This window comes from Ancylobacter sonchi, assembly GCF_018390695.1.
GTDB classification, from domain to species: Bacteria; Pseudomonadota; Alphaproteobacteria; order Rhizobiales; family Xanthobacteraceae; genus Ancylobacter; species Ancylobacter sonchi.
In genome coordinates, this window is record NZ_JAHBGF010000035.1 from 1 (window position 1) to 1427 (window position 1427).

Consider the following 1427-nt stretch of genomic DNA (forward strand, 5'->3'; position numbering starts at 1 on the left):
TGTCGTCGATGAAGTGGTCGACACGGATTCCGGCATACGGATCTGCCTCCGTGCGTCCGGCGCGAGGAGTTGCTGCCCGGGATGCGGGGCGGCCTCAACGCGCGTTCATAGCCGCTATGCTCGGCAGCTAGCGGATCTGCCGCTTTCCGGCAGGCCGGTTCGTCTTGTTGTTCTAGCGCGGCGCTTTCATTGCGATGCAGTGCTGTGCCCTCGCCGCATCTTCACGGAGCGCTTCGACAATGGGGCGCTTCTGCCGTGGTCCCGGCGCACATCCCGGCTCGATCAGATTATCCACCATCTCGGTCTCGCCTTGGGCGGCCGGCCTGCGGCGCGCTTTGCGCGACGGCTGATGCTGCCGGCTAGTAACGACACCATGCTCCGGGTGATCCGAAGACAAGGCCGCCCGCCCTTGATTCCGCCTGCCGTGATCGGCATTGACGACTGGGCCTGGCGACGCAATCAGCGCTATGGAACATTGATCTGCGATCTGGAGCGGCGCCAGACCATCGCCCTGTTGCCCGACCGGGAGCCGGCAACGGCACAGGCATGGCTTGCGGCCCAACCGCAGATCGCCGTTGTCGCCCGGGACCGGGGTGGCGGCTATGCGCTGGCAGCAGCCAAGGCCCTTCCAGCGACACAGGTCGCCGATCGCTGGCATCTGATGGAGAATGCGAGCCGGGCCTTCGTCGACGCCGTTCGCAAATCCATGCGCCAGATCCGCGCCGCCGTCGGCACATCCACCATCAATCCGGATCTGCTGACCGCTGCCGAACGCATCCAGTATGAAGGATATCTGCATCGTGAGGAGACCAATGGGGTCATTCTCGACCTCGCAAAGGCTGGGGTGACGATCAAGGATATCGTTCGCCGCACCGAGTACAGCCGCGGTCTGGTCCGGCGCGTCTTGCGCGGACAGCGCTCAGATGTCTTCCGCACCCGTGAGAGCTCTCTGGAGCTTTTCCTGCCCTGGCTCGACGCGCAATGGGCGGCTGGGCATCGGAACGGTGCGGAGCTCTGGCGCCGGCTCGGACAGCAGGGGTTTCGCGGTAGCCTGAGGGTCGTCACGGAATGGGCCACGCGCCGCCGGCGAGCCGAGGCGGTCGAGGGCGGCGTCCTGAACCGCACGCCATCGGCGCGAGCCCTCGCACGACTGATGACCCTGGCCCGCGATCAACTCTCCAGATCCGAAACCGTGTTGATCGCGGCGATCGAGAGCAGCGTTCCCTCGCTTGTGGAGGCCCGCGAGATCATCGCCGCCTTCCAGGCCATGATCCGTAAGAAGGCACTTGCCGATCTCGGTCCTTGGCTGGAACGTGCGAACTCAAGCCTCGTCGCAGCCTTCGGTCGTGGCGTGGAAAAGGATCACGCCGCAGTCGCGGCAGCCATTACATCCCCTTGGTCGAACGGCCAGACCGAGGGCCAGATCA

Annotated in this window: 1 protein-coding gene; it reads left to right on the forward strand. The window is 65.3% G+C overall.

What is annotated here, in order from left to right; genetic code table 11:
* The coding region (locus tag KHC28_RS20780) for an ISL3 family transposase (RefSeq protein WP_246565076.1) at positions 1-1427 on the forward strand (1427 nt) is incomplete at both ends.